Raw genomic sequence first — 23,939 nt, forward strand, 5'->3', positions numbered from 1 at the left:
TAATTTGCGCTCACACTGTGCTATTATTCCTTGGACAATAGAAAAATAATAGCGGGGTGAGCCTATGGGAGAATTATATAACCCATTTCCTAAGCTGCCGAAAAACATTCGGCAGATAGGGGAACGGGATGATATGGTCAGATTGTACCTGGAAGATTACGTAAATACATATTTGAAAAAACTTTATCCAAGAGGAGGACAAGACCTTCGGGTGGGACTTTTGCTTGGAAGTATGGAGGAGCAGGACGGCGTTCCCTATCTTTTCGTGGATGGAGCTATGGAGATGGAGGACGTGACCGAGGACGGCGAGCGTGTCATATTTTCGGAGGCGGCCTGGAAAAAAGCTTATCAGAATATGGAGAAAATGTTCCCGAAACGCAATATTCTGGGATGGTTCCTCTGCGGAAACCAGGGAACCCAGCTGAGTCCGCTAAATTACTGGAAACAGCACGGACAGTATTTCGCGGGAAAATTCCAGCTGATGTATCTGAATTCCGGATTGGAAGGGGAAGAGGCCATCTACATTACCTCGGAGGACGGATTTTATAAGCTGAGGGGCCACAGCATTTATTATGAGAGAAATGAGATGATGCAGGACTACATGGTGCTTCGCAAAGATGCGCGGAGGATTGAGTCCGGCACCGGGGATACGGTGATTCGGGATTTCCGGCAGAGGATGGACGAAAACAAGACCCAGATAGCGGCGCGCCGCAGCACAATCAGTATGCTGGGGGGCTTATGCAGCGTGTTGTCCATTGTGGTGCTGGCCGGCGGCGTTGTCATGTTTAATAATTATGAGAAAATGAAGGAGATGGAGAGTGTGATTGCCTCCGTCATGCCTGTGGACGGGAAAGGTGGGGAGCATTATCAGGCGTCAAAGCCATCGGGCAGCAAGCCGTCGGTGAACATTATCACGGATGAGGACGGAGATTTGATTATTGAGGAAGCGGCGGGACAAGTCTATCCCACGGTTGCGGAGGAGACTATGTCTCCTACTCTGCCGGAGACCCAGGTCTCTGAAGGGACCCAGTCCGGCGAAGCCTCATCGGAGACCACGGCTGTGGCTGGTGGACAACCCTCCACGGTGCCGTCCTTAGAGCAGCAGGAGACACTGATGGAGACGGCGGCCCAGGCGGCTAACGGCCAGAGCACCTATGAGTATGTCGTGCAGGAAGGAGAGACGCTCTACGGAATCTGTCTGAAGTTCTACCATAGTATGAATAAACTGGACGAGATATGCGAACTGAATGGCCTGGAGGACCAGAATAAAATTATTGCGGGCCAGAAACTGATTTTACCCGATTAACGGAAATCGTCTGAAAAAGGTAATGCGCATCTTCTGAAATTGTTATATAATAGAAACTGCCGGCGAAGCCGTGTAGATAACGAAATAGCTGGGTAGGAACTGATTGATTCTGGGAGATTGCGTATGAGTGATATGAGCTCTATGAATAGAGATTTGAAGAAACGCCAGTTGAAACGCCAAATCATTTCCAATCCCGCCATGCGGCAGGAGAAGGAGGAGGACAGCGAGCAGGTAGTCAAAAAGGCCCACAAAAAGGTCTGGAAGAAGCGCCTGACCATAATGGCTGTTCTGGCAGTGGTGATTGCGGGGGCCGTGTACGGCGGTTACCGTTATTATAGAGATTTCCAGTATACGGATTATACGGTGGGCTGGGAGCGGCAGCTGGACCGTGGGGATTCCAGTTTTACCGGATATCTGAAGTATGGAAGCAACCTGCTGAAATACAGCAAGGACGGTGTGTCCTATGTGGACAGCAGCGGCAAGGATGTGTGGATTTTAAGCTATGAGATGAAGACCCCCATAGCCGCGGTCAATGGGGACTATGCGGTTATTGCGGACCAGCAGGGCAACAGCATTTATATCTGTGACAAGAATGGTGGAGTGGGTGTGGCGACGACGAATCTGCCCATCATTAAAGTCACAATATCGGCAAAGGGTCTGGTGGCCGCTGTTCAGGAGGAGCAGAAGTCTACTCGTATCGATATGTTCAAGAAGGATGGCAGCCCACTGGATATCAGTATTAAGGGCCTGATGGGCGGCGATGTGGGATATCCGCTGGACATTTCCCTGTCACCGGATGGGACTAAGCTGGTGGGTTCCTTTATGTACATAGAAAATGGGTCGCTGAAATGCCGGGTGGCCTTCTATGACTTCTCGGAGATTGGAAAGAACATTCCCACTCGTTTTGTGGGGGGATTTCACGATATTTATGAGACGAGTATGATACCCAGAGTGAAATTTCTGGACGAAGTATATTCCTGCGCCTTTGCGGATGACAGCATCTCATTTTTCAGCTCCAGAAATGCCATGTCGCCGGAACTTCTCGTTCATATTCCGATTGAGGAGGACGTGAAAAGTGTGTTCTATTCATCGGATTATGCCGGTGTGATTGTAGGGGCAACATCGGGAGAATACAACTATCGGATGGATGTCTACAAGTCCAACGGAGAAAAGGTATTCAGCGAGCCATTCTCCTACGACTACCGGGATGTCGATATTGACGGGGAACATATCTTTTTGTATAATGAAGATTCATGCAGAGTGTACAATATGTGGGGGAATTTAAAGTTCGAGGGGAATTTTGATTTCACCATATCCAAGATTACCAACGGTTCTTTCCCGAATTCTCTGATTGTGACGGGACCCCAGAATATGAAAGAAATAAAATTACAATAGACAACTACATTACACAAACGATAGGAGGATTTACCAATGAGCAATCTTGATACCATGTCAGTAAATGCAATCCGTGTCCTTTCGGCTGACGCGATTCAGAAGGCAAATTCCGGTCATCCGGGACTTCCGCTGGGGGCGGCGCCAATTGCATACGAACTTTGGGCTCATCATATGAACCACAATCCGGCGAACCCGCAGTGGGAGAATCGTGACCGCTTTATTCTGTCAGGCGGGCATGGCTCCATGCTGCTGTATTCTCTGTTACACCTGTTTGGTTACGGGGATTTGTCGAAAGAGGATATCATGAATTTCCGCCAGATGGGTTCTCTGACCCCAGGACATCCGGAGTACAGACATACCGTGGGTGTGGAAGCGACGACGGGACCGCTGGGAGCCGGCATGGGTATGGCGGTTGGTATGGCGATGGCAGAATCCCACCTTGCGGCTGTGTTTAATAAAGACGAGTATCCGGTTGTGGATCATTACACTTATGTGCTGGGCGGCGATGGCTGTATGATGGAAGGCATTTCCTCCGAGGCGTTTTCGCTGGCAGGGACGCTGGGGCTGTCGAAATTGATTGTATTTTATGATTCTAACCGGATTTCCATCGAGGGAAGTACGGATATTGCCTTTACGGAAAATGTGCAGATGCGGATGGAAGCATTTGGTTTCCAGACGATTACGGTTGAGGATGGCAATGATTTGGAAGCCATTGGCCGTGCCATCGAGGAGGCGAAGGCGGACACCGAGAGACCGTCCTTCATTACCGTGAAGACGCAGATTGGTTATGGATGCCCGGCAAAGCAGGGCAAGGCCAGCGCCCACGGGGAGCCGCTGGGCGCTGAGAATGTATTGGCATTAAAAGAGAACCTGGGATGGCCGTCACAGGAGCCGTTCTATGTTCCGGAAGAGGTATATGAGAATTATCGGAACCTGGCGGACGAGAAGGCGGAGACGGAAGCGGCCTGGAACGTGATGTTCGCGGCTTACTGTGAGGAATATCCGGAGATGGAGGAGCTGTGGAATCAGTATCATGATACCAAAGCGGCGGAGAGTCTCTGGGATGATGAAACATTCTGGGCGCAGTCCGAGAAGCCGGATGCCACGAGAAATCTGTCCGGCAAGGCGTTAAATTATATGAAGGACAAGCTGCCGAACCTGTTTGGCGGTTCTGCGGATTTGGCTCCTTCCAACAAGACCAATATGTCCGGAGCCGGTGATTTCTCCAAGGAAACGCCGGAGGGACGCAACCTGCATTTCGGCGTCCGTGAGCTGGCGATGACGGCGATTGGAAACGGAATTATGCTTCACGGCGGCCTGCGGGCTTATGTGGCGACATTCTTCGTGTTCAGCGATTATGTGAAACCGATGGCCCGGCTGTCTGCCCTGATGGGAGTGCCGCTGACCTTTGTATTGACACATGACAGTATCGGCGTTGGCGAGGACGGACCGACCCATGAGCCGATTGAGCAGCTGGCGATGCTGAGAGCGATGTCCAATTTCCATGTGTTCCGTCCCTGTGACGCGGTGGAGACGGCGGCGGCCTGGTATTCGGCCGTGACATCGGAGAAGACTCCGACGGCTCTGGTGCTGACGAGACAGAACCTGGTGCCGATGGCGGGAAGCAGCAGGGATGCGCTGAAGGGCGGCTATGTCATCGACGACTGCGAGGGAATGGCGGACGTGATTCTTATGGCAAGCGGTTCCGAGGTGGAGTTGGCGGTGAAAGCGAAAGCCGTACTGGAGAGCCAGGGCACGAAGGTGCGAGTGGTATCCATGCCGTGTATGGATTTGTTTGAGGAGCAGACGGAGGAATATAAGGAGTCCGTACTTCCGAAGGCAGTGAGAAAACGTGTGGCCATCGAGGCGCTCAGCGACTTTGGCTGGGGCAGATATGTAGGTCTGGACGGCGCTTATGTGACCATGAAGGGATTTGGCGCCAGCGGTCCGGCTGCGCAGCTGTTTGAGCATTTTGGCTTTACCGTGGACCATGTAGTTGCCACCGTAAAGGGATTATAAGCACCAGACGAAGGATAAGGAGAATAGAATTATGGGGAAGAAATGTATTGGTATTGATGTAGGTGGAACATCGGTGAAGATTGGCCTGTTCGAGATTGACGGGACTCTGGTTGACAAGTGGGAAGTGAAGACCCGCAAGGAAGAGCAGGGGAAATATATTCTGGAGGACGTGGCGGCTTCTATCAAGGAGCGGCTGGCGGACAAAGGGATTGAGCTGTCGGAGATAGCCGGAGCCGGAATCGGCGTTCCGGGACCGATTATGCCGGACGGTTATGTGGAAGTGTGCGTGAACCTGGGCTGGAGAGACAAGAATCCGGTGAAGGAGCTGCATGCACTCTTAGGCGTTCCGGTCCGCGCCGGCAATGACGCCAACGTGGCGGCTCTGGGTGAGATGTGGCAGGGCGGTGGTAAAGGATATACGGATATTGTGATGGTGACCCTTGGCACCGGCGTAGGCGGCGGCGTGATTATCGATGAGAAGATTATCGCCGGGAAGCATGGCCTTGGCGGCGAGATCGGTCATATCCATATTCGTGATGAGGAGACGGAGCACTGCAACTGCGGCGGCGTGGGCTGTGTGGAGCAGATTGCATCGGCTACGGGCATCGCGAGAGAAGCCAGAAGGAAGATGGCGGCCAGCGATAAACCGTCTGCCCTCCGTGAATTTGGCGAGCACGTGACAGCCAAGAATGTGCTGGATGCGGCGAAAGCCGGAGATGAGCTGGCAGTGGACGTGATGGAGGTTGTAGGCCACTATCTGGGCCTTGCCCTGTCACAGCTTGCATTGACCGTGGACCCGGAGATTTTTGTCATCGGCGGCGGAGTATCCAAGGCGGGACAGTTCCTGATTGATGTGATTGATAAGCATTATGACAAATACATGGTGATTTCCAAGAACCGCCCAATCATTGGACTGGCCACGCTGGGCAATGACGCGGGGATTTATGGGGCGGCCAGGTTGATATTGGATTAATGAGTTGGTTGAGTTGGTTTACATAATAAAAGAACAGCTGCGGGATGTGTGGGCAGCTGTTCTTTTTTTGTGTACGCTTATTGGCATTGCTGAATCGCATTCTGATAATCCGGGTCATAGTACCACTGTGGTGTTCCTTCCATGGCTACCACAAAGGAATAGACTTCAGATAGTATCTTACATTCCAGATATTCTAACGGTCCCAGCTGGCACATGGCTTCTCTCTCCGTGTAGAAAAGAGGCGTGCCCGGAGCAATTTCTAAAAGCTGGGCGTCAATAAAATCTGCTTTGATGGCGGTCAGCCGCTCAATCCCCGTGGTGAAAGAAACATTATAATGTTTTTGTAGAAACAGATATAGGTCAAAAAACTTGTCGGTATATGCATCTAAATCCGGAAAGAAATCCGTGCGCAGATAATTGGTCATAATGCAGAAGGGGCGGTCCCCATTGCATAGTACACGCTGGATGCGGAATACCTCGGTCTTCTCATTGACTCCCAGTGACTTGGCTGCTTTGGGAGGAGCGATAACGCGGTCTATCCAGGTTCCCTTGGAATAGGTGTAGCCCTGGTTGGAAAACTCTCCGGTAAGTGAGACGACATTGTGAAATTTCTGATAAATCTTGGAGAAACCGGGACTTTTTATATTGACAACCTCCGTACCATGACCCTGTTTGACTCTGATAATTCCTTCACGGACTAACAGGTCTATGGCATGACGGACGGTGGTTCGACTAACATGAAATATTTTTTCCAGTTCACCTTCCGGTGGCAGGAAGGTGCCTACCGGATAAACATCATTATCAATATCTTCTTTTAACTTGTTATACACGACTTTATATGCTGGATAACGTGCCATTAGCAATCTCCCTCCCTGAAATACAGAAGTCATATTTATAAAGTATTGTACGGTGTATTTGTTAAAAAGTCAAATAGAAAGGCCGTAAAATAATAAATATATACAAAATAGACAAAAAAGAGGTAGATATTTGGTAAAGATATCAGTTGAAAACAAATATTGGATTGATTACAATGAAAACATAAAACATAATTATGTTTTGGCGATATTAGAACAAATATGATGATTAATTTGTGATGGGGAGGACTTCATGAAGGAAAAGGTTACGATGATAAAGCAGGATTATGTTCCAAGAGTGGCAAAAGAGAACCCTATTTATGAACTGAATTCCATGGACCAGTTGAGAGAGTCACCGCTATACACAGTTTCTGTCAATGGAACAAAGATTAGGACATTCCATAATGAGTTTTTTGACTTTGCCCTGCCAGTGGTGGAGGAAGGAGAGTCACTGGATATAGAAGTTGTGGTAGACGATATATTTCAAAAAGCGGAGCTTCGGCCGGTAAACGCCGGATATGTGCCGGTGATAGAGGGAAATACGATAAAACTGCATTTGGATGAGCCGAAGAAGCTGGTTCTGGAACTGGATGAAGATCTGGAGTGCCCGTTGTATCTTCTTTGCTCTTACCGGATACCGAAACCGGAGCATGTTACCCATGAATTCAAGAAGGGGCAGGTCTATCAGATAGGACGCTTGGAACTGCACACGGACGACGTGGTTTATCTGGAAGAAGGTAGTGTGGTCAGCGGCCAGTTCTATTCCAGAATGGCCAACCGGATACGGATTCTTGGAAATGGAATGCTGTATGGAGGGAATTGGCATTCCTGGTATGAGAATTCCGGGGAACAGATGATTGTCACCGTACTGGGAGATGATATCCGGATGGAGGGAATCACAGTGGTTGACGGCGGTTCCTGGCATGTGGTTCCGGTGGCAAGCAAAAATGTGGAGATTCAGAATGTCAATATCATGTCACGGGTGATAACTGGGGATGGAATGGATATTGTGGGCTGCGAGAATGTGACAGTGAGGGACTGCTTTATTCGTGCCAATGATGACTGCATCTCCATCAAGGCAGAGGAATTTCAGGACCCATCGGGGTGCTGTGATGTGAAGCACATTTTAGTGGAGAATTGTATCTTCTGGAATGCGGAGTTTGGTAATACGCTTGAGATTGGCTATGAGACCAGATGTGATGAAATCTCCGATGTGGTGTTCCGGAACTGTGATGTGGTCCACTGCCAGTATGAGGGCAATCAGAGCGGCGGTGTGCTGACCATTCACAATGCGGACAGAGCTTATATACATGATATTTTCTATGAGGATATTCGAATTGAGGACGCACAGGAGAAATTTATTGATATTAAGACACTGGATTCCAAATATTCCAGAGACCGGGTGCGGGGAATGATATGCGATATCTATTTTAAGAATATCAAAATTGTGGGCGGCCAGTTCCCTGTGTCAATTATCCGGGGATTTGAGATGCAGAATGAAGTCTGCCGGCCTCATGATTTTTATTTTGACAATGTGGAGATTCTGGGACAGAAGATGGAAAATGCCAATCAGTTAAGGATGGTGGTGGAACTGTCCAATGAACTGCATTTTACCGGAAATACTGCAGACGACAAATAAATGTTCGTGATGAAAATGCGGAAATGGAGAAATCGGGATGAAAGAATATCTGCTTGTGGGAACCTATACGACAACTGATGCGCCGGGGTGTGGGGAAGATACTGTCTGCGGCAAAGGTGTATATTGCTATTCCTACGATTCCGCGACGGGCCAGATTGGGGATATGACAGATATGCTGGAGATGGAAAATCCGTCTTATCTGACGACAGACAAGTCGGGGAACCTGCTGTTTGCAGTGAATGAGACAGGGAATGCCAGTGTGGTAGTTCTGTGTTCGCAGAAAGAAGGAAAACTGGAAGTGGTGGACCGCCTGTCTTCCGGTGGAGCGGCGGCCTGCCATGTGGCATATGAAGAGAACCGGGGGCTGCTGGCGATAGCCAACTATATGAGTGGCAGCATGAGCATCGCGACGGTGCGGGACAGGCAGAAGCTGGAGCGTCGGCTTCACATCTGGTACCAGGGGAAGGGAAGCATAGAAGCCAGGCAGGAAATGTCCCATGTACATAGCTGTCTGTTTTACGAGGATTATCTTTTGGTGGCGGACCTGGGACTGGATAAGATTCATTTATACCGGATGGTAGACGGAGAGATAGAGTTTCTGGAGGATATTGGCACCAGGGCGGGAAGCGGGCCCAGGCATATGGCGGTTTACCGGGAAGGTGACGGCACATGGCTTTATGTGGTGAATGAACTGTCCTGCGATGTTTCGGTTTACAGGTTCCGAATGGGAGAGTTTCAGGAGATTCAGAGAGAACCGCTTTATGACGGGCCGTTTGTGGAAGGCAGTCTGGCGGCCGACATTCATATAACCAAAAATGGAATTCTGTATACCTCCCTGCGTGGTGCCGATCAAATCGTATGGTTTCAAATCCAGCATGGAAGCCTGAGACGAATGGGGAGTATGGACAGTGGCGGAGAGGGGCCGAGAAGTTTCTGCTTTGACAGGGAAGAACGGCATCTGATTGTAGCAAATCAGCTTTCCGGTAATCTGGCGGTGTATCCGATGGAGCGGGGAGTCGTACAAAAGGAAACTGTCATACACTTTCCGGTATCGGTACCAGTAAAGGTTTTGACGGTTCAGGGATAGTGATTAAGTGATTAGACGACAGAAGAGAGGAGATAACGTGGAGAGAAAAAAAGCGCTTGTGACTGGCGGAAGCCGGGGAATTGGAAGAGGAATTGTGGTATGTCTGGCAAGAGCTGGATATGATGTGGTTTTTTCCTATAACAGCAAGGAGGAGGAAGCCATTGAGACAAAGCAGATGGCGGAAAATGCCGGAGGGACCTGCTATTATCATCAGGCTTCTTTGGAAAATCCCGGCGTGGGACAGGAACTGGTACATACGGCCATACGGGAGCTGGGAGGATTGGATTTACTTGTCAACAATGCGGGAATCACGGTGTTTGAGTCCATTCTGGATTTGAGCTGGGAGAATGTACAGCGATTGACGAATCTGGATTTTCTGAACTATCTGTTCATGGCGAAGGAGGCGGCAGGTTATATGGTGGAACATAAGGTGCATGGCTCCATCATCAACATTACCTCCTCAAGGGGGCAGCGGGCGTATCCGGAAGATGCCGTATACGGAGGAATTAAGGCAGCTATCAACCGGGCTTCCCAATCCATGGCCCTGGACCTTGCGCCATATAAGATTCGGGTTAACTGCGTAGCACCGGGCGCTATCTGTATCCGTACGGCGGAGGAGTTGAAGGCGGAGAATCGAACGGAACTGCTGGGCTTCTGGGAACAGCTGGGGCCGAGAATTCCCATGGAGCGCAACGGAACGCCGGAGGATATCGGCAATGCCGTGGTATGGCTGGCGGATGATAAGGCCGGATATATCACTGGGGAAGTGCTACGGGTGGATGGCGGACTTATTCTGGCAGGTATGCCGGAGATGATAGAACCAGGACAAACGGACTGGGGTGGAAAGAAGCGGGGGTAATGAGACATGAGTGTAATGATAAGGGATGTGAGAACCATTTGCTGTGCTCCGGAAGGCATTAATCTGGTGACAGTTAAGATTGAGACAACAGAGCCGGGACTTTATGGAATCGGCTGTGCCACGTTTGCACATCGGCATCTGGCGGTGGTGACAGCCGTGGAGGAGTATTTAAAGCCCTTTTTGATCGGTAAGGATGTCTCTTATATAGAGGATATCTGGCAGACAGCTATGGGGATGAGCTATTGGAGAAACGGGCCGGTGTTAAATAATGCATTGTCCGGTGTGGACATGGCGCTATGGGATATCAAGGGAAAGATGGCGGGTATGCCATTATACCAGCTGTTTGGCGGAAAATGCCGGGAGGCGGTACCCTGCTATACCCATGCGGAAGGAAATTCTGTGGAGGATGCCGTTGAGAAGGTAGCATACTTGAAAGAGAACGGTTACCGCTATGTCCGCGCGCAGGCAGGGGGATACGGCGGGAATGAGATGATTCACCAGCCGCCGGAAGGAGCGTTATCCGGAGCTTACTATGACCCGAAGGTCTATATGAGAAAAACCATAAAACTGTTTGAAAAACTGCGGGATACCTTCGGAGACGAACTGGAGCTGTGCCACGATGTGCATGAGCGTCTGGCCCCGGTGGATGCGGTTGGGTTCGCAAAACAGATGGAGCAGTTTCAGTTGTTCTTCCTGGAAGATATTCTGCCACCGGAGCAGGTGGGCTGGTTTGAACGGATTCGCAGCCAGACGGTGACACCATTGGCTATGGGGGAACTGTTTAACAATCCGAATGAGTGGATGGACCTGATAAAGAACAGAAGAATTGATTACATCCGTGTGCATTTAAGTCAGATTGGCGGCATCACGCCGGCCAGAAAATTGATAGCGCTCTGTGATGCATTTGGAGTGAGAACGGCATGGCACGGGCCGGTTGACTTAACGCCGGTGGGACACGCTGTGAACGCCCATCTGGATATCTCTTCACCAAACTTTGGGATTCAGGAATGGTCGGATAGTATCTGTGGCTTTTTCGCAGACAGAAATCCGGAGGCACTGGAAGAGATATTCCCGGGAATGCCAAAAGTGAAACAGGGATACATTTACCTAAATGATAAACCGGGTATCGGCGTGGACATCAATGAGGAGGCGGCCGGGAAGTTCCCATGTTCCAGCGAAGTCGTAACATGGAGCTGGATGCTTCCAAAACTTCCGGATGGAACATCGGTAAGACCGTAACAGAAATGAGAATCAGGGTTACGTTTCCCATTGCGGGATTCATAATAAATCAAAAAAAGGAGAAGAAGTTTATGAGAAAAAGTAAAAAAATTGCAGCGGCAGCCATGGCAGCAGTTATGATGTGCTCTTTATGGGGCTGTGGAAATTCCGGCGGAGGAGCCGGTACGGAGACGACAAGTGGAGGAGGCGCGGCAGCGGAGACTACCACGGCGAAAGCGGAGGAAGGAGGCAGTGGAAGCAAAACGAAACTGACCATGGCCGTGTGGAACGGAAACTGGGCGGAGAAGCTGGAGCAGGCGCAGAATACCTTCAACAGCCAGAATCCGGATATTGAACTGGATATCCAGATGCAGACCGGAGATTACTCCGATTTCCTGGGGGCGAAGGTAGCTTCGGATGACCTTCCTGACATCTATATTTTGACCCCGTATAAGCAGGTTCAGGCATTTGCGGAGGCAGGCAGACTGAAAGATTTAAGTAATGAACCGTTTGTGGACAAGGTGTATGAGAACGCGCTGGATGCATCTACATACAATGGCAAGGTTTATGGTTACCCGGCAAACTTTGAGTATCTGGGTGTCTTCTATAATAAAGATTTATTTAAACAGGCTGGAATTGAGAGTGTTCCGACGACGAGGGAAGAGTTTGAGGCATGCTGTGAGAAACTGCAGGCCGCTGGCATTAACCCAATCGCACCAACCTACAAGGATTCCTGGACCTTAAAGCATCTGTTCAGCGCCCTTCTGACTCCTGAGGTTCAGGATGATATTCCGGGATTTATCTCAAAGCTGGATTCCGGCGAGGGAAGTTTTGATGTGGAAGGAATTGACGAAGTGTTTGCATTTGCGGATATTATGAGAAAATACTCCGGCGGCAACATGATGGACCAGGATTCCACTTCCGGATTCAATGCACTTGCCAATGGCCAGGCAGCCATGCTGCTCTCCGGTGAATTCAGTCAGGCCACCGTGGCAGCTATGGACAACCCTCCGGATATCGGCTGTTTTGCAATTCCGGTTTCCTCCGATGCGGCGAAGAATAAACTGGGCGTAGATGTTGGTATTGTGTATGTAGTGAATGAGAAGACCTCTGATTTTGGTGCATGCCAGAAGGTTCTGGAGTTCCTGAGCAACGCGGATGACCCGGAGGGCTATATCGCAATCACAACGGCAAGAATGGGAGATGCTCCGCCAGCTATGCCTTATGAAGGCGGTGTGGCATGTTCCTCTTCTGACGACTACAAGGCATATGCGGATGCGGGAAACATTGTTCCGTGGGTATATCAGCAGTATGTAAATGGATTTGATGTAATTTCCGGCGACATTTTCCAGGGGTATATGGCTGGAGCCAAGGATAAGGATACCGTGATTAAAGAATTAAATGAGAACTATAAGAATTTCCTGGAACAGTAAGCAGATTTCGAAAAGATGGGGCCGCTGCGCGGACAGCGGCCCGCTTTCCAAAACGTAAGGAGGTAGGCGGATGTCTATTCTATATCGAAAAAACAGAATTTTTTATTTTTTACTCCTTTGCCCGGCTTTACTGTTGTATGGGTTTGCCCTGCTGGTGCCTCTGTTTGGAGGGACATTTCCGTATTCCTTCTTGAAATGGAACCTGATGTCGGGAAAGAAAAGCTTTACGGGAATTTCCAACTATGTGCGTCTGTTCTCGGACAGCGGGTTTCGGTCGGCATTTTTGTTTAACTTGAAATTGGGACTTTTTACAATAATTGGCAGTAATATCTTTGCGTTTGTGCTGGCTTATTTTTTAAATGAGAATATCAGGGCGAAGGGAATTGTGCGCTCGCTGTTTTTTATTCCGAATATAATCAGTGCCGTTCTGGTGGCGTTTATCTGGACCTTTATCTTTGCGCAGGTACTTCCGGGGGTGGCAAAGATCATGGGGATTGACTGGCTGGCAAATATCAGCTGGTTTGGCACGCCGCAGATGGCATCGTTGACAATCATAATCGTCTCTATCTGGCAGAATGTGGGCTTTCTGATGATGATTTATACGGCGGGGCTGCAGACGATTCCGACGGATATCGTGGAGGCGGCCAGAATGGACGGATGTAAGGGAATCCGGATGATTCGCTATATCCAGATGCCGCTGTTGATGCCTACGTTTACGATTAATCTGTTTGTGTCCATCTCGGGGGCATTTAAGGCATTCGATATCCCCAACGCGATGACGGCCGGCGGGCCTTACGGTTCAACCATGCCGGTGGCTATGGATATCTATCAGGAGGCGTTTGTGAAATATAATATGGGCTACGGCGCGGCAAAATCGGTGGTGCTGTTTCTGACAGTGGCGGCCATTACCGTACTGCAGCTGTATGTTACCAGAAAACGGGAGGTGGAGTATTGATGGGTGGAGAGAAGAAGAAAATACTGCCGACCGTGATTATGCTTATTTTTGGCGTGATATTCGTGATGCCGATTCTGCTTTTAGTTATGAACTCGTTTAAACCCTACAACGATATGATACAGAACTTTCTGTCATTTCCAAAAAGTCTGTATCTGGGGAACTATGTGACGGCGATGAAGCGGATGGATTTCTTCCGTGTGTTTTTTAACTCGGTAATTATCACGGCAGGAACGGTGGTTACGGGAGTGATGGTGTCATTTATGGCGGCTTATGGAATTTCTCATTTGAGAGGAAAAGTGAGCACCGGGTTTTATCTGTTGTTTACTTTGGGACAGATTGTGCCGTTTCATACGATTATGATTGCGCTGTCGGTGATGACGACGAAGATGAAAATGAACAACAGTTTTCTGGTGTTGATCTGTCTGTATGCCGGGTTCCACTGTGCCTTTGGTATTTTTACTTATGTGGGATTTTTAAAGTCGATTCCCAAGGAATTGGAGGAGGCGGCCGCTATTGACGGATGTGGGGCGTTCCGAATGATGTGGCAGGTGATTTTTCCGCTGGTGGGACCTACCAGCATTACCATCGGTGTGCTGTTCTTTCTGTGGACATGGAATGATTTCCTGATGCCGAGTCTGATGCTCAGTGATTCCTCCAAGCGGACGCTGACGGTGATGATGTATCTGTTCAAGAGCAATGCAAGCTCAGAATGGAATCTGCTGGTTGCGGCGCTGACACTGTCGATTCTTCCGGTGATTCTGCTTTATATCTGCGCGCAGAAGTATATTACCAGCGGTATCACAGCAGGTGCTATCAAAATGTAGGAGAGGAAGAACATCATGGACAATATGAACATACAAGTCATCAACGGTTATATGGTTCAGCTGGCTGCTGAGCATGTGTGGGCGGTGGATGAATTTGGGGCAGATATGTGTTATGTGGTAGAAGGGCAGGAGAGAGCTCTTGTGGTGGACACGGGATATGGATTTGGGAAACTGCGGGATACGGTGGAGCAGATTACCTCACTGCCCTATGTGGTAGTCAATACCCATGGCCATATGGACCATGTCTGCGGGAACTGGCAGTTTGAGACGGATACCTATATGCATGAGGCGGATTTGTTTTTAATTGAGCCGGAGTATCTGGAAAAGCGCTGGCCGGCCTCCTGTGAGAAAACGAAGAAGGAACCGGGATTTACCGGGGGTGTTTACGTAGATGGAGAGCGGGTGCCGGTGATACAAAAGCCGCTGCCATTGAAGGAGCATCAGATCTTTGATTTGGGCGGGCGGGAGCTGGAAGTGCTGTTTACACCGGGACATACACCGGGATGTATCGTCCTGCTGGATGCCCAAAACAGGCTGTTGATTGCCGGTGACAGTGTGGTGAGTACGCCTATTTTGATTTTTGATACTTACTCGGCTACGGTGGAGGAATACCGGAATGGGCTTTTGAAGCTGTTGAAACGGGAGGTAGAATTTGATATGATTCTTCCTGGACATTATCTTCGTCCAATTGGAAAACAATATCTGTATGATTTGATTGCCTGCGCGGAATATATTCTGGATGGGACGGCGGAACCGGAGCCGGTGGATTACAGCCACATGTCCGAGGAGCCGGCAGTTCTGTACCGATATGGGAAGGCGTCAATTGCATATTCGGAGAAACATATCCGGTAGTATTATTACAAGAGCCCGGCGGATGTCAGTCATCTGCCGGGCTCCTTTTGTGTTAAGCCGTGCTTGCACTTTCCAAACACAGTTGATATAATGAAAAAAGACTCTTAGACATGAGGAGACCCCAGTTGCAAGCAACTGGGGTAATTATGAAAAATCTATGTGCAATTTGACGATTCAATCAACTCGCATAATTGATTTTCTATACAATTAGTATAAAAAACAGATATGAATAGAATATGAACATGATGTAAATAGATTATGAAAAGTAGAATAAGAGGAGGATTTATGGCAGAATATAACAAAGGGAAAACCATTGTCATTGGACACAAGAATCCGGATACGGATTCCATCTGCTCGGCTATCTGTTACGCCAACTTAAAACGGGCGGTGACGGGGGAGGATTTTGAGCCACGCAGAGCCGGTCATGTGAATGAGGAGACGCAGTTTGTGCTGAAGCATTTTGGCGTGAAGGCGCCGGAGCTGATTGAGCATGTGAAGACGGAAGTCCGCGATATCGAGATTCGCGAGATGGAAGGCGTGAAGAAGAATATTTCGCTGAAAAAGGCGTGGAATCTCATGCAGGCGGCCAACGCGGTGACGCTTCCGGCGGTGACGTCGGACGGGATGCTGGAGGGACTGATTACAGTGGGAGACATTACCCAGTCCTATATGAATGTGTATGACAGCAGCATTTTATCGAAGGCTAACACCCAGTACAGCAATATCATCGAGACCCTGGAGGGCTCTCTGGTGGTGGGCAATGCGGACACCTACTTCAACGACGGGAAGGTGCTGATTGCGGCGGCCAACCCGGATATGATGGAGTATTATATTGCGAAAAATGATTTGGTCATTCTGGGAAACCGGTATGAGTCACAGCTGTGCGCCATCGAGATGGATGCGGCCTGCATTATCGTGTGCGAGGGGGCATCGGTGTCCATGACCATCAAGAAGCTGGCACAGGAGCGGGGATGCACGGTCATTACAACGCCCTATGACACCTATACGGCGGCCCGTCTGATCAACCAGAGTATGCCCATCAGCTATTTTATGACGAAGGACAATTTGATTACGTTTGAGGAGACGGACGTGATTGACGATATCAAGGAAGTGATGGCGAATAAACGCCACCGCGACTTCCCGATTCTTGATAAGGACGGGAAATATAAGGGGATGATTTCCCGTAGAAACCTGCTGGGAGCCAGGGGGAAATCCCTGATTCTGGTGGACCACAACGAGAAGACCCAGGCGGTGGACGGCGTGGAGAACGCGCGGATTCTGGAGATTATCGACCACCACAGACTGGGGACCATTGAGACCATGTCTCCGGTATTTTTCCGCAACCAGCCGCTTGGATGTACGGCGACGATTATTTATCAGATGTATCAGGAAGCGGGCGTGAAGATTGAGAAAGAGATTGCGGGGCTTTTGTGCAGCGCGATTATCTCCGACACGCTGCTGTTCCGCTCTCCTACCTGCACCGAGGTGGATAAGCAGGCAGGACTTGCGCTGGCGGAGATTGCGGGCATTGATGTCAATGAATACGCGGCGGAAATGTTTGCGGCGGGAAGCAATTTAAAGAATAAATCGGATGAGGAGATTTTCTATCAGGATTTCAAACGGTTTACGTCCGGGAAGGTTTCTTTCGGGGTGGGGCAGATCAGCTCCCTGAACCAGAAGGAACTGGATAAGCTGAAGGCGCGGATGATGCCGTATCTGGTGAAGGCGCATAAAGAGCATGGCGTGGATATGATGTTTTTTATGTTAACCAATATTTTGACCGAGTCCACCACGCTGCTGTGCGAGGGCATGGGAGCGGAATCCATGATTCTGAATGCATTCCACATTGATGTGGAGGAAAACGGAGACAAGAAGGACGGGATTGTGGAGCTTGAGGGCGTTGTGTCACGGAAAAAGCAGCTGATTCCGGCGATCGGAATGGCATTGCAGGGCTAGGAGGAACAGATAGATGGGAAAACAGTATTGGAAGCCGGGAAATATGCTGTACCCGGTGCCGGTTGTTATGGTGAGTTGTCAGAGAGAAGGGGAGAAGCCGAATATCATCACGGCGGCTTGGTGCGGGACCACATCGTCCACGCCGGCTATGCTGTATGTGTCTATCCGGCCGGAGCGTTATTCCCATGGGATTATCAGTGAGACGAAGGAATTTGTGGTGAATCTGGTGAACCGGGATTTGGTGTTTGCCACGGATTACTGCGGTGTGAAATCCGGGCGTGACGTGGATAAATATAAGGAGATGAATCTGACTCCATTGCCATCAAAACAGATCGCCGCCCCGGGGATTGAGGAGAGTCCTGTGAACCTGGAGTGCCGGGTGGTGGATATCAAGTCTTTAGGGTCCCACGATATGTTCCTGGCGGAAGTGGTGGGCGTGACGGTGGATGACCACTACATGGATGAGACGGGCAAATTCAACTTGAACCAGACCGGGCTTGTTGCCTACTCCCACGGGGAGTATTTTGAGCTGGGAGAGAAGCTGGGGAAATTCGGTTACTCTGTGAAAAAGCCGGATAAAAAAAGGAGATAGCACATATGGAGAAGAACAATATCACTCTGATTGGCATGCCGGCATCCGGCAAGAGCACGGTAGGTGTCCTGCTGGCCAAACGGCTGGGGTTTTCATTTGTGGATGTGGATATTCTGATTCAGGAGAAGGAGAAACGGCTTCTGAAGGAGATTATCGCCGATGTGGGCGATGACGGGTTCATGGAGATTGAAAACCGGGTAAACGCGGAGCTTGAGGTGGAGCGCTCGGTGATTGCGCCTGGCGGCAGTGTCATTTACGGAAAAGAGGCCATGGAGCATCTGAAGGATATCAGCACGGTGGTGTATTTAAAGCTGAGCTATGAAGATGTGAAGGAGCGGCTGGGGGATTTGGTGGACCGCGGGGTGGTTTTGAAGAATGGTATGAGTCTCCTGGATTTGTATAACGAGCGTGTTCCTTATTATGAAAAATATGCGGACATCACCGTTGATGAGACTGGCGTGGAGAGCGCCGGAGATACGGTTGATATACTCAGGAAAATGATGGAAGAGCGGTTTGGACTGACTACATAATAATCGTGATACATTGGGGGATACTGTTGGTATGAGAAGAATGGTTGAGATATGTTGTGGGAGTTATTATGATGCGAAGCAGGCGGCCCTTGGAGGCGCGGAGCGGATTGAGCTCAACAGCGCGCTGCAGCTGGGGGGACTGACGCCTACCACCGCCACGTTAAAGCTGGTGAAGCGGGAATATCCGGACTTAAAGGTGATTGCTATGGTAAGACCGAGGGGGGCGGGATTCTGTTATTCAGAGGAGGACTTTCAGGAAATGGAGGCCCAGTGCCGGGAGCTGATGGCAAACGGGGCCGACGGGATTGCCTTCGGCTGTTTAAAACCGGACGGGACGCTTGATGTGGAGCAGAATCAAAAGACTGATTGAGATTGTGAAAGGCTTCGGGCAGGAGAAGGAGGCGGTATTCCACCGGGCATTCGACTGTGCGGCCAATCCTTTTGAGACGATGGAACGTCTGATAGAGCTGGGCGTTGACCGGGTGCTGACCAGTGGTTTGAAACCGAAGGCGGTGGATGGCATGGAGATGTTATGTAAACTTCAGACGGCCTATGGAGACAGAATTCAGATTCTGGCGGGAAGCGGCGTCAATGTGACAAATGCCAGCCAGCTGATGGATGATACCGGCATTTCCCAGGTACACAGTTCCTGTAAGGACTGGCTGCAAGATGATACGACGGTCGGTGATGCGGTGTCGTTTAGCATGGTTTCCGGGGAAAAGGAATCCTGCTATGATGTGGTGTCAAGGCAGCTGGTGGAAGAGCTTCTAAAGCGTGTGGAAGCCCGGGAGGCAGAGACGTGCTGACAGAATTGAAGAAGAATAAAATGGTGCGCAGGGTCATAACGATTGTGGCAGTTATCGCTTCGGCGCTGTTGCAGACGTTTGTGATTCAGGCATTTATCCGGCCGGCCAATCTGCTGTCAGGCGGATTTACCGGTGTGGCTATCCTGATTGACAGGATTACGTCGTTGTACGGGTACAGTTTTTCCACCTCATTGGGCATGCTGGCGCTGAATATCCCGGTGGCGTTTCTGTGCAGCAAGAGTATCAGCGTGCGGTTTACGTTCTATTCCATGATGCAGGTATTTCTGGCCAGTTTCTTTTTGAAGGTCCTGCATTTTCAGCCCATGTTTAACGATGTGATGCTGAATGTGGTGTTTGGCGGATTCCTGTACGGAATTGGGATTGTGATTGCGCTCCGCGGCAATGCGTCCACGGGCGGTACGGACTTTATCGCGTTGTATGTGTCCAACAAGACCGGGCGTTCGATCTGGGAGTATGTGTTTGCAGGGAATGTGTTGATTCTCTGTATATTTGGATTTATTTTTGGCTGGATTTATGCTGGGTATTCGATCTTGTTCCAGTATATCTCTACACGGACCATATCGGCCTTCCATCACCGGTATGAGCGGGTGACGCTCCAGATTACCACCTCCAAGGCGGAAGCGGTGATCAGAGCCTATATTGCCCACTACCGCCACGGAATCTCCTGTGTGGATGCCGTGGGCGGTTACAGTCACAAGAAGATGAACCTGCTTCACACCGTGGTCTCCTCCTACGAGGTGCCGGATATTGTGGCATTGATGAGAGAGGAAGACCCACATGTGATTGTGAATATGATTAAGACGGAGAATTTCTATGGGGGATTTTATCAGGCGCCTATGGAATAAGAGGAAAATAGATATTGAAATAAAAAAGCTGTTGCACGTTAGAGAGTCGTGCGACAGCTTTTTTCATTTTCGTAATGCCGGTCAATACTGTTGTTTGTTTTCTTCATCATTATCCAGAAAATTTAAAAAGGCCAGTACGGCTTTGATTTGCTCTGGTTGAAGCCGTTCTATTTTCAGAATTGCTTTCTTGTGAATGTCTGACAGCGTCTTGTTTTTTCTGGGAACTTTTAATTTGGGTTCAGCTCCGGTTAGAATCCAGCTGCTGTTGTAGCCATACTTTTCTTCAATCAGGGTTGCCAGTGCCTGGGATATATTTGTATTTCTGCCGTTTAGCAGAGCGGAGATATAACTTTCTGTGACACCGAGTTCTTTCGCAAGTTCTTTCTGTTTCAGATGATTTTCTTTCAGTATCATTTTGATTCTATCGCTTAAATTCAAGTTGGTCACCACCTTTACAATGAATATATCATAGGAACTAAATTGAGTCAAGAAAACAAAATTGACAACTAAATTCAGTTGTGATAAACTTGACTCAGGTTAGAATATCTTTATTAAAAGGAGAAAAGTATGGAGCCCACGGAAAAAGATATTGTAATAAAGAAAATCATGAATTTGCCGCCGGAACAGGTATCAAAAGTGCTGGCTTTTATTGACGCGCTGGAATCCGTGGGGGGCGGGACGGCGGCTGCATTGATGAAAGGTGATGATTGGAAGACGGGAAACCAAATTGGGGGAGGAGGGAAGGAGAGGAACGTTTTGCTGTAAAAAACAGAGATTTAGTAGTTTACATAACATTTTGAAGTAAGGAGACAGATATGAAAAATTTCAGAAAGCAGATTGCGGCATGGCTGGCGGTTGCGTTATTTGCCAGTTGTTTCAGTTTTAATGGGTTGGCGGCCGAAGTGGAAAGACGCTGGGAGTTAAGTGAGGATGGGGAATGGACTTTTTGGCGGAATGGGGAAATGCAGACCGATAAGCTGATTACCGAGACCAAAAATGGAGTGAAGAAGTCCTACTATTTGAAGGAAGACGGAATCATGGCCAGTGATGAATTGATAGAAATCGATGGTCATACCAGCTATGCATATCCGGATGGCCACATTGCGACAAACCAGTGGATTTATTTAAATGATGAGGGAAAATGGCATTCAGGCGAAGAGTCAGGCACCTGGTATTATTTTGGTAAAGACGGTGAGCGCTATGAAGACCGGATGAAAATGATAAATAAAAAGTATTACCGCTTTGATGAAAATGGGGAAATGGTATCGAAAAATTTTGCAGAATGGGATGGAGTAAAGTACTATTTCCAGCGCGATGGAGAGCGGGCTGCAGGTAAATGGCTCAATATCAAAGGAGACTGGTATTGCTTCAACAGCGATGGTTCTTTTCTGACGGCGACCACCGCGTCCAGCTCGGATGCTGCCTATGAATTTGATGAAGAAGGACGCCTGGTATCCGATATAGCGCCTTGTCGTGTTGTCAGTGGAATTGAATTGAAAGGAGATGAGACGTCACTGAATGCGGAGGTTGGTCAGGAAGTGATGTTTGAATTCGATGTTCAGCTTGCTACCGACAGCGATGCGACGGAGCAGGGATACACAAAGAATTTTGACCAGTGGCTGGATTCGGAGTCGAGAGAGGTTTATGATACGGCCAGAAATAAGACATATAAGTTTGACAATGGCAAACTTTATCTGACTTACACGCCGCAGTTCCCAAATGAGGTGAGCTTTACAGTGGGAATTGACGAAGTGAGCGGCGAGACGGTTACGGTTACGTCGGATTGGGCGGAATCGGATGAAAAGGCAGATGCCCAAAAAACGGAGGCTATCGTCAATCTGTTATCCTCAGATGATGTGGGGACGGCGGTGCAGACCGTGAAAGAATTGAGCGCGACGGTTACGGACAACAGTCAGATTAAGGAAAAATGGCTGGAGGAAGCGAAGACGCTGGAACAGTTAGATGAATCCTATGCCATGATGAATAAAAATGTGATATCGCAGACGACCACAGAAGCGGCGAAAACACTGATGGGCAGTGGAAATGTACAGTTGATTGGCGGCAGTCTGAATGCGGAAGCCGGTCAAACGGTTGAACTGGCAGTGGACAAAGGCGGAGATGCAGAATTGCCGGAAACGTATGAGAAGCAGGTTTCCTTCGGATTAAGTGTGCTGATTGACGGCTCAGAGACTTCCAAACTGGATATTCCGGTGGTTATCAAAATGCCAATTCCTGATGGAATGAGTGGTGACGGTCTTCGGGTTTACCACATCAGCGATGACGGAACTGCCGAGCGGTTAAAGACTACGGTCAGCGGAAATGAAGTGTCATTTGTAACGGACAGCTTCAGTGATTATGTGTTTGCAGGTAAGGCATCCACTGGGGGCTCTACCGGTGGAAATACGAACAACAATAACAGTTCCAGCTCCAGTTCAGGCAGCAGCTCCAGCTCCAACAGAAAAGCTGTCGCAAAATCCACAATTCCCGAAACTCCAGGTTCCTGGAATAAGCTGGCGAATGGAAAGTGGCAGTTCCTGCAGGCCAACGGCGCTCCATACATCAATACCTGGATTTACGTAAAAGGACAGTGGTACTGGATAAATCCAACGGGCATGATGGCAGAAGGCTGGCAGACCATCAACGGAAAACGCTACTATCTGACCCCGGAATCCGGAGCCATGAAACAAGGCTGGCTCCAGGATGGCACCTCCTGGTACTATCTTGACACCACCGGCGCCATGCAGACCGGATGGGTTTCCGTCGGAGGCAAGTGGTACTATATGGATACCACCGGCGTCATGATGTTCAACAGAATGACCCCAGATGGGTTTAAGGTGGATGAATCCGGCAGCTGGGTGCAGTAAATTTGGAATAATATGAAATTAAGAAAAGGCGCCGTATCGCGAGTAGAGCGATACGGCGCCTGATTTATGCTGCAAAAGAACAAATTCCCACAAATGTATTAACGTTTAATATAAGTCAACTGATACTTCGGTGAATTTAAAATCAACTCCGTGTAATCCATCACCTGCCCGTTTTCCAGATGGGTGATGTTGGCTACCTTGATAATGGGGGTGTCGGAGGTGATGCCGAAGAGTTCGGCTACCTCGCGGCTGGGGTGGATGGGGGTTACGGTGTGGTGGCTGTATGCGATGGTCATGTGTTTTACCTGCTCGAAATAGTGGTATTTGGATTTCTCCAGCATCTCGATAGATAAGTCCGGGTATAAGCGGGCGGACATGTAGGAGGTCTCCAGCTGGAGAAGTTCCTCGTTGCCGTAGCGCTGTCTGCGGATGAAGTAGATGGGCTCGTCCTTCTCGATGTTTAAGATGGAGGCGATGTTGGCGGATGCCTTCTGTAAGGAGAAGGCGGTGACCAGGGTGGAGGGCACCATGCCCTGGGCCTTCATCACATCGGTAAAACCCAGAATCTGGGTGGGGTTGGAGGTGACGGACGGGTGGCAGACGGAGGTTCCGACGCCGGCCATCCGGGACAGCAGTCCCCTGGCGACCAGGTTGTCCGTGGCCTTGCGGACGGTTACCCTGGAGACCTGGTAGGTGGCAGCCAGTTCCAGCTCCGTGGGAATCAAATCACCTTTTTTATAGTAACCCAGATTAATCTTCTCCAGCAAATCATTTTCTATCTGTTTGTACTGGGCAATCTTTTTCTCTGACATGATGGCAGTCTCCGCCTCCTGTTCCCTTGTCGTTTACGTTATTACTTGAATTATAATACAGAATCGTGGAAAATACAATGATACTTATATGTATTGACA

General features: G+C 49.3%; 21 protein-coding genes and 1 pseudogene. 19 read left to right on the forward strand and 3 right to left on the reverse strand.

Features of this window, described 5'->3' with window-relative positions; all coding sequences use genetic code 11:
- The first annotated feature begins 64 nt into the window (after positions 1 to 64).
- From HMPREF9473_RS01165 to HMPREF9473_RS01180, 4 genes are all read left to right on the forward strand, one after another.
- Positions 65 to 1,306 carry a LysM peptidoglycan-binding domain-containing protein gene (locus HMPREF9473_RS01165; protein WP_006778212.1) on the forward strand — a complete coding sequence of 414 codons (1,242 nt, stop codon included), beginning with the start codon at positions 65 to 67 and terminating at the stop codon, positions 1,304 to 1,306.
- A 123-nt stretch (positions 1,307 to 1,429) separates the two neighbouring features.
- Positions 1,430 to 2,701: a DUF5711 family protein gene (locus tag HMPREF9473_RS01170; RefSeq protein ID WP_006778213.1), complete on the forward strand. Its 1,272-nt coding sequence runs from the start codon at positions 1,430 to 1,432 to the stop codon at positions 2,699 to 2,701.
- A 36-nt stretch (positions 2,702 to 2,737) separates the two neighbouring features.
- Positions 2,738 to 4,720: a transketolase gene (gene tkt / locus HMPREF9473_RS01175; RefSeq protein ID WP_006778214.1), complete on the forward strand. Its 1,983-nt coding sequence runs from the start codon at positions 2,738 to 2,740 to the stop codon at positions 4,718 to 4,720.
- 31 nt (positions 4,721 to 4,751) lie between these two features.
- The gene (locus HMPREF9473_RS01180; RefSeq protein WP_006778215.1) at positions 4,752 to 5,693 is read left to right on the forward strand and encodes an ROK family glucokinase; all 942 of its coding nucleotides are present in this window, start codon (positions 4,752 to 4,754) and stop codon (positions 5,691 to 5,693) included.
- A 77-nt stretch (positions 5,694 to 5,770) separates the two neighbouring features.
- On the opposite strand, the gene HMPREF9473_RS01185 is transcribed toward HMPREF9473_RS01180, so the two are convergent.
- Complete coding sequence (locus HMPREF9473_RS01185) at positions 5,771 to 6,550, reverse strand: GntR family transcriptional regulator (RefSeq protein ID WP_006778216.1); 780 nt, start codon at positions 6,548 to 6,550, stop codon at positions 5,771 to 5,773.
- A gap of 250 nt (positions 6,551 to 6,800) precedes the next feature.
- Between HMPREF9473_RS01185 and HMPREF9473_RS01190 the strand changes: the two genes are divergently transcribed.
- From HMPREF9473_RS01190 to HMPREF9473_RS01250, 13 genes and pseudogenes are all read left to right on the forward strand, one after another.
- Complete coding sequence (locus tag HMPREF9473_RS01190) at positions 6,801 to 8,186, forward strand: glycosyl hydrolase family 28 protein (protein ID WP_006778217.1); 1,386 nt, start codon at positions 6,801 to 6,803, stop codon at positions 8,184 to 8,186.
- Positions 8,187 to 8,223: 37 nt separating this feature from the next.
- Complete coding sequence (locus HMPREF9473_RS01195; protein ID WP_006778218.1) at positions 8,224 to 9,273, forward strand: lactonase family protein; 1,050 nt, start codon at positions 8,224 to 8,226, stop codon at positions 9,271 to 9,273.
- A 37-nt stretch (positions 9,274 to 9,310) separates the two neighbouring features.
- The gene (locus HMPREF9473_RS01200) at positions 9,311 to 10,132 is read left to right on the forward strand and encodes an SDR family NAD(P)-dependent oxidoreductase (RefSeq protein WP_006778219.1); all 822 of its coding nucleotides are present in this window, start codon (positions 9,311 to 9,313) and stop codon (positions 10,130 to 10,132) included.
- A gap of 6 nt (positions 10,133 to 10,138) precedes the next feature.
- Positions 10,139 to 11,371, forward strand: coding sequence for an enolase C-terminal domain-like protein (locus tag HMPREF9473_RS01205; RefSeq protein WP_006778220.1), 1,233 nt, complete (start codon positions 10,139 to 10,141; stop codon positions 11,369 to 11,371).
- Between the two features lie 71 nt (positions 11,372 to 11,442).
- Positions 11,443 to 12,783 carry an ABC transporter substrate-binding protein gene (locus HMPREF9473_RS01210; protein ID WP_006778221.1) on the forward strand — a complete coding sequence of 447 codons (1,341 nt, stop codon included), beginning with the start codon at positions 11,443 to 11,445 and terminating at the stop codon, positions 12,781 to 12,783.
- A 205-nt stretch (positions 12,784 to 12,988) separates the two neighbouring features.
- Entirely contained in the window at positions 12,989 to 13,738 is a 750-nt protein-coding gene (locus HMPREF9473_RS01215; RefSeq protein ID WP_242830762.1) for a carbohydrate ABC transporter permease, read from the forward strand.
- Positions 13,738 to 14,562 carry a carbohydrate ABC transporter permease gene (locus HMPREF9473_RS01220; protein ID WP_006778223.1) on the forward strand — a complete coding sequence of 275 codons (825 nt, stop codon included), beginning with the start codon at positions 13,738 to 13,740 and terminating at the stop codon, positions 14,560 to 14,562. The genes HMPREF9473_RS01215 and HMPREF9473_RS01220 overlap by 1 nt, the downstream gene beginning before the upstream one ends.
- Positions 14,563 to 14,586: 24 nt before the next feature.
- Positions 14,587 to 15,414, forward strand: a complete 828-nt coding sequence (locus HMPREF9473_RS01225) for an MBL fold metallo-hydrolase (protein ID WP_187388681.1) — start codon at positions 14,587 to 14,589, stop codon at positions 15,412 to 15,414.
- 285 nt (positions 15,415 to 15,699) lie between these two features.
- The gene (locus HMPREF9473_RS01230) at positions 15,700 to 17,370 is read left to right on the forward strand and encodes a putative manganese-dependent inorganic diphosphatase (protein WP_006778225.1); all 1,671 of its coding nucleotides are present in this window, start codon (positions 15,700 to 15,702) and stop codon (positions 17,368 to 17,370) included.
- Between the two features lie 13 nt (positions 17,371 to 17,383).
- Positions 17,384 to 17,962, forward strand: a complete 579-nt coding sequence (locus HMPREF9473_RS01235; RefSeq protein WP_006778226.1) for a flavin reductase family protein — start codon at positions 17,384 to 17,386, stop codon at positions 17,960 to 17,962.
- 5 nt (positions 17,963 to 17,967) lie between these two features.
- Positions 17,968 to 18,492 carry a shikimate kinase gene (locus HMPREF9473_RS01240; RefSeq protein ID WP_006778227.1) on the forward strand — a complete coding sequence of 175 codons (525 nt, stop codon included), beginning with the start codon at positions 17,968 to 17,970 and terminating at the stop codon, positions 18,490 to 18,492.
- Positions 18,493 to 18,532: 40 nt separating this feature from the next.
- Positions 18,533 to 19,298: pseudogene (locus HMPREF9473_RS28670) on the forward strand (copper homeostasis protein CutC).
- 20 nt (positions 19,299 to 19,318) lie between these two features.
- Positions 19,319 to 20,164 (forward strand): YitT family protein, encoded by an 846-nt coding sequence (locus HMPREF9473_RS01250; protein ID WP_434059285.1) that lies wholly within the window; start codon positions 19,319 to 19,321, stop codon positions 20,162 to 20,164.
- Positions 20,165 to 20,245: 81 nt separating this feature from the next.
- Here the strand turns inward: HMPREF9473_RS01250 and HMPREF9473_RS01255 are convergent, their stop codons facing one another.
- Positions 20,246 to 20,602 (reverse strand): helix-turn-helix domain-containing protein, encoded by a 357-nt coding sequence (locus HMPREF9473_RS01255; RefSeq protein ID WP_006778231.1) that lies wholly within the window; start codon positions 20,600 to 20,602, stop codon positions 20,246 to 20,248.
- Between the two features lie 129 nt (positions 20,603 to 20,731).
- On the opposite strand from HMPREF9473_RS01255, the gene HMPREF9473_RS01260 reads away from it, so the two are divergent.
- On the forward strand, positions 20,732 to 20,929 hold the full coding sequence (locus tag HMPREF9473_RS01260) for a hypothetical protein (RefSeq protein ID WP_006778232.1): 198 nt from the start codon (positions 20,732 to 20,734) through the stop codon (positions 20,927 to 20,929).
- A gap of 50 nt (positions 20,930 to 20,979) precedes the next feature.
- Positions 20,980 to 23,028 (forward strand): N-acetylmuramoyl-L-alanine amidase family protein, encoded by a 2,049-nt coding sequence (locus tag HMPREF9473_RS25865; protein WP_006778233.1) that lies wholly within the window; start codon positions 20,980 to 20,982, stop codon positions 23,026 to 23,028.
- A 98-nt stretch (positions 23,029 to 23,126) separates the two neighbouring features.
- On the opposite strand, the gene HMPREF9473_RS01270 is transcribed toward HMPREF9473_RS25865, so the two are convergent.
- On the reverse strand, positions 23,127 to 23,840 hold the full coding sequence (locus HMPREF9473_RS01270; RefSeq protein WP_006778234.1) for a GntR family transcriptional regulator: 714 nt from the start codon (positions 23,838 to 23,840) through the stop codon (positions 23,127 to 23,129).
- Between the last annotated feature and the right edge of the window lie 99 nt (positions 23,841 to 23,939).

It is taken from the genome of Hungatella hathewayi WAL-18680 (assembly GCF_000235505.1).
Lineage (GTDB): Bacteria > Bacillota > Clostridia > Lachnospirales > Lachnospiraceae > Hungatella_A > Hungatella_A hathewayi_A.

Excerpts from the sequence above, each read along its gene's own strand:
- HMPREF9473_RS01165 (WP_006778212.1), top strand. The coding sequence starts at position 65 with ATGGGAGAATTATATAACCCATTTCCTAAGCTGCCGAAAAACATTCGG.
- HMPREF9473_RS01170 (WP_006778213.1), top strand. The coding sequence starts at position 1,430 with ATGAGTGATATGAGCTCTATGAATAGAGATTTGAAGAAACGCCAGTTG.
- tkt (WP_006778214.1), top strand. The coding sequence starts at position 2,738 with ATGAGCAATCTTGATACCATGTCAGTAAATGCAATCCGTGTCCTTTCG.
- HMPREF9473_RS01180 (WP_006778215.1), top strand. The coding sequence starts at position 4,752 with ATGGGGAAGAAATGTATTGGTATTGATGTAGGTGGAACATCGGTGAAG.
- HMPREF9473_RS01185 (WP_006778216.1), bottom strand. The coding sequence starts at position 6,550 with ATGGCACGTTATCCAGCATATAAAGTCGTGTATAACAAGTTAAAAGAA.
- HMPREF9473_RS01190 (WP_006778217.1), top strand. The coding sequence starts at position 6,801 with ATGAAGGAAAAGGTTACGATGATAAAGCAGGATTATGTTCCAAGAGTG.
- HMPREF9473_RS01195 (WP_006778218.1), top strand. The coding sequence starts at position 8,224 with ATGAAAGAATATCTGCTTGTGGGAACCTATACGACAACTGATGCGCCG.
- HMPREF9473_RS01205 (WP_006778220.1), top strand. The coding sequence starts at position 10,139 with ATGAGTGTAATGATAAGGGATGTGAGAACCATTTGCTGTGCTCCGGAA.
- HMPREF9473_RS01210 (WP_006778221.1), top strand. The coding sequence starts at position 11,443 with ATGAGAAAAAGTAAAAAAATTGCAGCGGCAGCCATGGCAGCAGTTATG.
- HMPREF9473_RS01215 (WP_242830762.1), top strand. The coding sequence starts at position 12,989 with ATGTCGGGAAAGAAAAGCTTTACGGGAATTTCCAACTATGTGCGTCTG.
- HMPREF9473_RS01220 (WP_006778223.1), top strand. The coding sequence starts at position 13,738 with ATGGGTGGAGAGAAGAAGAAAATACTGCCGACCGTGATTATGCTTATT.
- HMPREF9473_RS01225 (WP_187388681.1), top strand. The coding sequence starts at position 14,587 with ATGAACATACAAGTCATCAACGGTTATATGGTTCAGCTGGCTGCTGAG.
- HMPREF9473_RS01230 (WP_006778225.1), top strand. The coding sequence starts at position 15,700 with ATGGCAGAATATAACAAAGGGAAAACCATTGTCATTGGACACAAGAAT.
- HMPREF9473_RS01235 (WP_006778226.1), top strand. The coding sequence starts at position 17,384 with ATGGGAAAACAGTATTGGAAGCCGGGAAATATGCTGTACCCGGTGCCG.
- HMPREF9473_RS01240 (WP_006778227.1), top strand. The coding sequence starts at position 17,968 with ATGGAGAAGAACAATATCACTCTGATTGGCATGCCGGCATCCGGCAAG.
- HMPREF9473_RS01250 (WP_434059285.1), top strand. The coding sequence starts at position 19,319 with ATGGTGCGCAGGGTCATAACGATTGTGGCAGTTATCGCTTCGGCGCTG.
- HMPREF9473_RS01260 (WP_006778232.1), top strand. The coding sequence starts at position 20,732 with ATGGAGCCCACGGAAAAAGATATTGTAATAAAGAAAATCATGAATTTG.
- HMPREF9473_RS25865 (WP_006778233.1), top strand. The coding sequence starts at position 20,980 with ATGAAAAATTTCAGAAAGCAGATTGCGGCATGGCTGGCGGTTGCGTTA.
- HMPREF9473_RS01270 (WP_006778234.1), bottom strand. The coding sequence starts at position 23,840 with ATGTCAGAGAAAAAGATTGCCCAGTACAAACAGATAGAAAATGATTTG.